Source organism: Fluviicola sp., from assembly GCF_030151805.1.
In the GTDB taxonomy this organism is placed as follows: domain Bacteria; phylum Bacteroidota; class Bacteroidia; order Flavobacteriales_D; family Crocinitomicaceae; genus Fluviicola.
This window is the reverse complement of sequence record NZ_JASLCN010000240.1, coordinates 1-8,778: the sequence shown is the minus strand read 5'-3', so window position 1 is coordinate 8,778 and position 8,778 is coordinate 1. Positions and strand designations below refer to the sequence as shown.

Sequence of the window (8,778 nt, the reverse complement as noted above, 5' to 3'; positions counted from 1 at the left end):
CCTAATTCCTAATTCCTAATTCCTAATTCCTAATTCCTAATTCCTAATTAAAAATGTTTTCCATTCGTAATTCGGCATTCGTAATTACTCTGTCTCCTGTTTCGACAAGCTTTGATAGAAATACGCTCCAACCAGCAGCAATCCTCCGATTGCTATGAAAACGATCGTTTTGTAGATCGTACTTAACGTACTCAAATCGTAGAAAAACAGCTTCACGATTGTTCCTCCCAAAATAGCCATCGCGGTGATCCGCATAATTGCTTGTTTTTTCTTGATTCCGATCACAATCATCGTAATTGCAAAAGAAGCCCACAACAACGACAACAAAATCTTGTAACCCGCGCCAAAGCCAGAAACAAAAGACCATTGAACCAATTCGAGGGAAAGAACCCAGAGAATGAATAACAAACTCGTAACTTTTGTCCAGTTTTCCTGTCCTTGCTGCGTCCGAACAATTAACCATGAAACGAGAACCCCTGCAAACAATACGTAATGTGCCAGGTTAAACGAATTCCAATACGTTTCATTCGCTACGATCCGGTCAATATTCGAAATACTTGCTGTCATTCCCAAAAGTGCAATTCCAAGCAGGATATTTCCCAAAACAGCCAATCCGGCAGAGAAGTTTTCGTTTCTTCTCAAAACCCATTTGCGGAAAGCGATTGAAATTCCAACCGACACCGAAATCCAGGCGTATTGCCACAAGTACAGGGAATCGTTGAAGCAGCTCAGAGATTCAGCTCTCAAAATACTTTCTTTTACATCCGTACTATTATCTGCAAACTGAGTAGTCTCAACGTATTCAGCATTCAGATAAATTCCATAGAATCCCACAAAAAGGAGAAAAAACACCGTGAAAACACCTGCCGTTTTCCATGCAACGCTCTTGTAATATTCAACTTGATATTTCGAGAGCATAACAAACGTGATTCCCATTGCCAATACTGATAAGCCAATCGTAATAAACAATTCATTCTCATAGAATGGAAGTAATTCTTTGCTAAATGAACGGATCACCATTTCGATCAGTATCGAAAGCGAAGCCAAAGCGAGTAAAACAATCCCGATGACTTCTTCCAGGTTCCGTTCGATTTCTTTGGATAGCCAGAAGAGCAGCAAAACTCCCGTAATCATCACATAGATATAGGAATAATCGCCACAAAAAGAAGTCAGTAAATTCGATAAGCCAAACAAGGAAAGTGCCTGAAAAATGCGTTTAAAGTCCAGCCTGTTTTCGCGTTCGAAAAGCACTTTATTCAGGTAATAAACCCCTACTCCAATCACATTGTACAAAATCGTTTCCCAAATCGGGGATTTATCCAGAACGAAACCAATCGCTCCGAAATAGCAAATCCCGACCAGAACCAATTGAACCAGCTGGTGTCCGACCAACGTTTCTTTCTTCCAGTGATTTCTTCCTACGATCCCAAAAACGAACAAGGCGAAAAAAGCAAGCAGATAAGGCGCTGCAATAGACGGATCGGATGTTTTATAGTTGAAATCCGTATTGAACCAGAACAGGAAAATAAAACTGGTCCAGACAATAATCGGATATTGAATTGTGGGCCATTTCCGTGCTATCGAGATAAACAGCATGCCGATATTGATAATGAGCATGTAGAGCAAATAATACGAAATGTGTTTCGAGCCGTCAGAAACAAGCGGTGGAAGAATGTACGCTCCAAGCAAGCCCAGATGCGCAATAATTGCCATGTTATAATACATCGCCAGGAAAACCGCGATCAGAACCAGAACCAACAAACCGCCAAAGGCAACAGAAGTAGGAATCAGCTGATAAAAACTATATGCCGCGTAAGTCATAAAGTACGCAACTGCGATGGACCCGCTTGCCAGAACAGCACTGAAAGAGCGGTATTTTTCGCGAAAGTAAAAGGCGAAGAATCCTAAGACCAACGCAATCGCGAATCCTGAAAAGACACGTCCAACTTCTCCGATCAAATTATGATCAATCGCGTATTTCGCACCGATTCCGACACCGATCAACACAATCGCAATTCCGATCTTGCTCAAAAGCTGTTCACCGATGAATTGCTCCCAGGAAGTTTTTTCTTTATTGATAACAGGTGTTGCGGCAGGTTTAACAGATTCCTGAACAGGAACCACCACCTTCGGTTTTTCTTCCAAAACTGCAGCCGGTTCAATGGAAGTTATGTCTGCTTTTTCAACTCCGAATTGATCACGTAATAATTTGAATTCGGCATAATTTTCCTTGATGCGAAGCTTTAATTCTTCCTGTTCCTTCCAGAGATTTCGGTAGGCTTCTTCAAGGCGAATAATCTTATCCTTATCAGATTCCATAGTTTTCAGTTTCGATTGGTTTTGAAAGTGAAAGTAGGAATAAGATTTATCTGTGCTTGTTAAAAGTTGCAAAAATGATTACCATTCATTCTAAAATATATTGATATTCAGATAATTACTAATCAAATTCCGATAGCCATCGGGATACGAATTACTTGAATTTATTTTTTGAATTTTGAATTGACCTCAGTCTTTTCTCCGAACAAAATGTCCTTTTTTGAGCACATAGGTTATTTTGCCAATCTGTATGGTCGCCCCATCTTCAAAGGAATAAAAATCGCTGTAATCTTTACCTGCAAAACTGATTGATCCTTTTGTCTGGTAAGCCAAGTCGAGGTAATCTTCGTTTAAAACCGTTCCTCCGCATACCAGGACATGAACCGGAACCCCAATATGCTTCACCAGCGACATGTCTCTCGGCGACGCAAAATTGTCAGCAATCAGGATTAATTTCTTCGTTTTCGGGTAAATTTCCATCGCTTTTATCAAGGCTTCGATATTGTTTTCCGGCAAATCTCCGCCCATGCCTTTTTCCATTGTCGAAATCATGACTGATGAGATTGAATCCAGGCTGGTCGATTTACAAGCGTAAATTCCCCCGGTCTGCCCTACTTTCTTCGCCTTGTCTTTCTTATCGTCTCCATCATTGAAAAACACCAATTGCTGAGGCGTTTCCTGTTTATTTTTCAGCTGATTATTGATAAACTCAATGATTTGTGCATTGAACGGAGCCATACTTCCTGTTACGTCGCAAACCAAGGTTGTGTTTGCCCAATTCACTTTCTGTAGCGCATTCGAAACCTGGTTCGAAGAAGGCGCAGGTTTGATCGTATTGTAATCGTAGGCCGGTAATTTGGATTTCATTTTGGGCGGAACTTCCGTCGAAAAGATTTCCAGCGGTGAAGGAATCACACTTCCCCGATTCATGAAATCGACCGAAAACTGCACCATGCATTCGCTTGGCTTTCCGTTAATGGTTCCCGGAGCCCAGTCGGGCATGTTTTTTATGAATTCTCTTACCTCATCTTTGTAAGGTGAAGGTTCCGGGTTATTCGGGAAAACGATCTTGGTGATCTTTCCTTCCCTGCTGAGAATAAACTGAACATCTATTTTAGCCGGTTTGGAAGCTTCCGGTGGAAAAACAAGGTATTTCGAAAAGTAATTGATGCGTGCCTGCTCGCTGTGCGGAAATTTGGGAAGCACAATCACGGGTTCTATGTCATTCAGGGAATCCTGTTTTATTTTTTCCGTTTCCCGTTTCAAATACGTGTCGTAAGCATAGGATTTGATCTTCCCGGCAACAACTTCCCGGATGAAATTCATTTCCACCTTCGCAGAAACAGCATCCGGAAGATCGCGGTAAGTGATGACAAAACCGTGAAAGAAGTCTTTTCCGGCTTCGGCGGAAGTGCATCCCGTCTGAGCCATCAAAACCCATTCAATTCCCTCCTGGTTCAAACAATTCGGAGCCGAAAGAAATAAACCCTCCAGGCGTTTTTTGTTTAGTCCGTGCTGGTCAAAGGTTTCGGATTTGCGATAGGTCGTATATACTAATTCTATTTTCAGAATGACTTTATCCTTAATGGATTGTAAAGCCGCTTTGTCTGAAAAAATGGCATTATTGAAAGCTGTTTCGAGGAAAATCTGGTCTTTCCGAGGTGATTTGATGTACTTTTCGACATTTCTCGGTTGCGTTTTCAACACAAACGGAATTTGTTCCTGCAGAGTTTGAGCGGAAAGAAACAAAGGAAAAAAGAAAAGCAAAAAGTAAACAATTTTCATAAGTGGCAACTATGTTCCTATAAGATGAAACTCAGTTAACGTTACACTCAAAATGGCATCTTTACCGAAATAAAGTGCCGAAATCCAGGCACTCAAAAACACAAATCCATACAATCCGGCGAAGGATTTATGTAACGGATTTTCGTTTCTGCTCAGGAAAACGCTCAGCATCCACATCCAGAACGGAACGATCATCCATTCGTACATATTCATGAAAAAACAGATCATGATCAACGATGCATTGATCATTTGCAGCCAGCGGAAACGGGTTTTGTCTTTCAAAGCAATGAGAATTTGCCAGACAAAAAAGAAAACCACAAAACTCAACAAACTCCAGGTGGAAAATACCAACAGTTCTTCCTGGTGCTGACGCAAATAGTTTTCTCTGAAAAACACTTCATAAACGGGCTTCGAAGAGAGAACCAGCGAAAACGTCCAGAGCAGCAGCATGATTTCGGGCAAACGAATCTTCGCTCTATTGGCAATCAACAAGATCACCGCTATTAAAAACAATCCGAATTTATAGAGTACAAAAGGAAGCAGGAATACGCCATCTCTCATCAAGGTGGATAATCCGAACATACATGCCGTTAAAATAGCCAGTAAAACGATCCGCTCGCTAATCATTCTTTTTTGCCAAAGCCTCTTCGATGTAATCGAATGTGGAAAGAATCACCGGTTTTCCGTCTACAACCGCAATGTCGTGCTCAAAATGCGCACTTGGCTGTCCATCGGCAGTTACAATGGTCCAATTGTCCTCCAATTGAATGACTTTTTCGGTTCCCAGGTTGATCATCGGCTCAATGGCGATCGTCAGACCATTCATGATTTTCTTTCCTCTTCCGCGTTTTCCGTAATTTGGAACCTGCGGATCTTCGTGCAAGGTTTTACCTAATCCGTGACCAACCAACTCGCGAACCACTCCGTAACCGTGTTTTTCAGCGTGCGTCTGAATGGCCCAACCGATATCTTCCATGCGGTTTGAAGTCGTTGCCTGTTCGATTCCCAGGTACAGACATTCTAGTGTTACGTCCAGCAATTTTTGTTTTGCTTCAGAAATTTTCCCAACCGCAAAAGTATAGGCGTGATCTCCGTAATACCCTTTGTAAACTGCTCCGCAATCTACAGAAACGATATCACCTTCCTGAATCGGTCTTTCCGTTGGCAAACCATGAACAACCTGCTCGTTTACGGAAATCAACAGAGTACTCGGACAACCGTACAAACCTAAAAATCCCGGAATGGCATCTTGTGAACGGATATATGCTTCCGCCATTTTATCCAATTCCAGGGGAGTTACTCCAGGACGCATCATTTCAGCAACCTTTCCTAAAGTTCTGCTTACTACTTGCGCTGCCTGGCGCATAATTTCAATTTCTTCGGCTGTCTTATATTTAATCATACTCTTGTTCAAGAAATTCATGAATACAAAGATACTTTAAATTGAAAAGTAAAAATTGAAAAGGTGAAAAATACATCTAATATGCGCATGTGCTTTTCATTAATCATTTCCCAGTAACTGTAACACCAGAACTTGTCCGGATGATGTTTCAAAAACCAAATCAATCCCAACAATTCTGTAATGGCTGGTATGAATCACCTTCAATTCATAAACATCCATTTTCCCTGTATCAAACTCTTCTTTGAAGCACAGGATAAAATAATGAACCGCAGAACGGATTTTATCGAAAAGATCTTGCACCATGTCATTTTCTTCGTAATGAAACTCATGTGCTATTTCCGGAGGATTGTGCGGAATTCTTCGTTTAAAATTGGCAAAGATTTCCTCCTTTATTCGTTCTTCCCAATGATTTACCGGAATTAATTCGGTGTGCCATTCATCGGGATGGACTCCAAACAGGTCGTACGCATTTCTTTGAATGGTTTGATTGCAGTCCCCACCTTCTCTGTTATAAATGAACAAACGATACTGCATTCCCACAATTGAATAGGAAGACACAATCGCCAAAGCATCCAGGTAGCCATTCAGGTAAGCAATCTTTGACTGTAATTTCCGGAGTTCTATTTCTTCTGTTGACATATTTCTACTTAGTTCGTTCAGTACTCTTAATATCCATCATTTTGAATTATTTCCTTCTCACTTTTACCTTTTCAATTTATCTTTCAAATCGTTTTAACTGAAATGCTTCAAAAGTCCATTCGGGCGTGTAGATTTTCATGCGTTCTTCCAAATCGTACCACGGAGATTGATTGGAATTCATTGGATTCATCAATACCTGAATTTCCTGTGCCGGCATGTAACTTTGAGCCAGAAGCACGCGTTTTTTTCCTGCTGCATTTACAGACATATCCACCACAATTACCGCATGTCCCGGCGATCCACCACGAATAAGTACATCTCCGATCTCCACATCTTTCAATTCCACGGAACGCAATTCTTTCTCCAGCGAAAGGGTACTTGCATAATTGAAAACAGTTTCCATGTATTTCAGAAACGAAGTATAACTTTTGTCTTCTCCGGCGGTTTTTTGCCAGGAAACAGAATTTCCATGGATTAGCACTCTGTTCCCTTCCCGCCATTTGGAATACGCGCAATCAAATCCGCTCACAAAACGGAAGTGAATATCCGAATAACGTTTCTGATGAAACAAATATTCTGCCCTCAAACGCATCACCGCATCTGCACATTGCTGTAAATCACGCTTTCCTACTGACATATCGATCACTGCAACGTGTGCACTTTGATTTCCTTTCAGTGATCCGTCGTACAAATGAACAGCAGAACCATTTGGTTTTAGAGGAAGATTCCGCAGGTAAAAACCAAAACCGGTACTGTCGAGTTGTTTCCGTTTGAATCCTTCGGGTGGAAGAATCCGCGTTTCGATGTTCGTTCCGGAAGTATCTATGAGTTGTTGATTGGCATTCATTCCATCAACGCTATTTGGCGGATTCACCTGGCAGGAAGCTAAAATCAGCAAAGTGATTGAACATGCAGCAAAGGTTAATTTAATCATTGATTTGAATGGTTTCAAGTTTGATCCAAGGTACGGAATTTTCCGTATTGATTACGCAGAGTTAGATTTCAGATCTTATATAAGAAGATAAAGGATCATAATAAAAATCCTTTGCATCTTTGCGTTTCAAAGATTACCAAGAAAAATTTGTTCATTCACCGAAGAGAAACAAAATAAGGAAATTTCTGCTCTGTTTTAGTTGCAAAAACACGGATAGACATCCCGCAGTGGCGGGACAAGTTGTGTCTATTAGCCCAGTCACAGCTAGGGATTTTCGCTTTTTTTGTTTTGAATAAATTCTACTCTTTCCGATCTTCAATTCTTCGCGTTTAAAACAATTTCTCACCTGAGAATTTAGGTGATTCCCTCAAAAAAAACACGCAGATTTACACAGAAGAATCCGTCAATTGACGGATGAAGACGAGGATATTTCTCAATAGACAATTAGAATTCGAGGTTCTGCGCTCCTCTGCGAACATCTGCGGGAAAAATATTCAATGCCTCTATTTTGGCAGACTACATCCCACAAAAAAAACCGACTCATTTCTGAATCGGTTTCAATGTTATCTGATTAAGACTACACAAACGGTTGTCTTTACTTAAAAACTATTTTCCTTTCGGAACATGTGCATCCGTAAACTTATCTGCAGCACCATTCCACCCGTCGATCAAAGTGGAACGTTTTTTATTCAATGTTTGGTTCGCTGCATTGTAAGCGTTCACTCCTGCATTCATATCATTGATTGCTTTGTTGTATTCATTCACATTTGCCTGCGTTCTTTTTTTCTCCGGGATCTCGTCGAATGCTTTTTTTACTTTCTCGAAATTTTCAGATTTCATGAAGTAATCAGACATTTTAGGAATTTCATTCTCCGCTTCATCGATGTAGAAATTCAAGAGCTTTTTAGTCGCTTCTACCATGCTTTTATCGTTTGCATAGGGTTTAACCGCTTCCAATTTCTTCAATCCTTCTTTTGCAGCTGCAACCAACGCATTTCTGTTTTGCTCAATTCCGTTGATGTCTTTTCTTGCAATCGCATCCATCAGATAAACTTCCTGTTTGAAACTTTTGAAGAAGATCAGGTAAATTTCGTTGTATGTATCATACACTTCACCCGCAACCGCCATTTTCTTGTCCAATGCATTTTCCGAATCAATCAATTTGATATTATTGGATGCTGCAAATGCATGTTGTTCTCTTTCAACCATTTTGGATGCTGCCAACAATTTATCATTTGCGCGTTCTCTGGCCAACATATACGCTTCCATTGCATCGTACGATTCTTCTGCAACAGCTTCCATGTCTACAATTTTCGCGTAATCTTCTTTCAAAACCAGGTTGGTGATGCGGAAGTATTCTACAACTGAATCGCGGAACTGAGTGGATGCGTTGAATCCTTTTGCCGCTTTTGCCTTGCTCAAAGCCTGATTCGATGTCTGAATCAATTCAGCTCTTCTTTTCTCTACTTTCCGGGCGCTTTTACCATGCGAAACAGAACTCGTGTAATCCCACATATCCTGCTGGATTTTTCCATATTCAGCAGTAAACAGGTTCATGTATTCTACAGCCGTTTGACCGTAAACATTGATTCCTCCTAAAAAGCAAAGTGCCAGGATGAATGTTGAAATTTGATTTTTCATTGGTTTTGTCATTTACTATTTAATTGTTTGAAGCCATTTATTCATCATTCCCACTGCTTCA

Annotated in this window: 7 protein-coding genes; all 7 read right to left on the bottom strand. The window is 40.7% G+C overall.

Annotated elements, in window-relative coordinates:
- Positions 1-84: 84 nt before the first annotated feature.
- On the bottom strand, positions 85-2,319 hold the full coding sequence (locus Q1V93_RS09240) for a DUF2339 domain-containing protein (protein WP_300664004.1): 2,235 nt from the start codon (positions 2,317-2,319) through the stop codon (positions 85-87).
- 186 nt (positions 2,320-2,505) lie between these two features.
- Positions 2,506-4,101 (bottom strand): hypothetical protein, encoded by a 1,596-nt coding sequence (locus tag Q1V93_RS09235; RefSeq protein ID WP_300664002.1) that lies wholly within the window; start codon positions 4,099-4,101, stop codon positions 2,506-2,508.
- Between the two features lie 9 nt (positions 4,102-4,110).
- The gene (locus Q1V93_RS09230) at positions 4,111-4,728 is read right to left on the bottom strand and encodes a hypothetical protein (RefSeq protein ID WP_300664000.1); all 618 of its coding nucleotides are present in this window, start codon (positions 4,726-4,728) and stop codon (positions 4,111-4,113) included.
- The gene (map, locus tag Q1V93_RS09225) at positions 4,721-5,503 is read right to left on the bottom strand and encodes a type I methionyl aminopeptidase (RefSeq protein WP_124744807.1); all 783 of its coding nucleotides are present in this window, start codon (positions 5,501-5,503) and stop codon (positions 4,721-4,723) included. The genes Q1V93_RS09230 and map overlap by 8 nt, the downstream gene beginning before the upstream one ends.
- A gap of 99 nt (positions 5,504-5,602) precedes the next feature.
- A complete protein-coding gene (locus Q1V93_RS09220) occupies positions 5,603-6,142 on the bottom strand; it encodes a hypothetical protein (protein ID WP_300663997.1) in 540 nt (179 codons plus the stop codon).
- Between the two features lie 76 nt (positions 6,143-6,218).
- Positions 6,219-7,076 (bottom strand): DUF4846 domain-containing protein, encoded by an 858-nt coding sequence (locus Q1V93_RS09215; RefSeq protein WP_300663995.1) that lies wholly within the window; start codon positions 7,074-7,076, stop codon positions 6,219-6,221.
- Between the two features lie 606 nt (positions 7,077-7,682).
- Complete coding sequence (locus Q1V93_RS09210; RefSeq protein WP_300663993.1) at positions 7,683-8,717, bottom strand: hypothetical protein; 1,035 nt, start codon at positions 8,715-8,717, stop codon at positions 7,683-7,685.
- Positions 8,718-8,778: the final 61 nt, after the last annotated feature.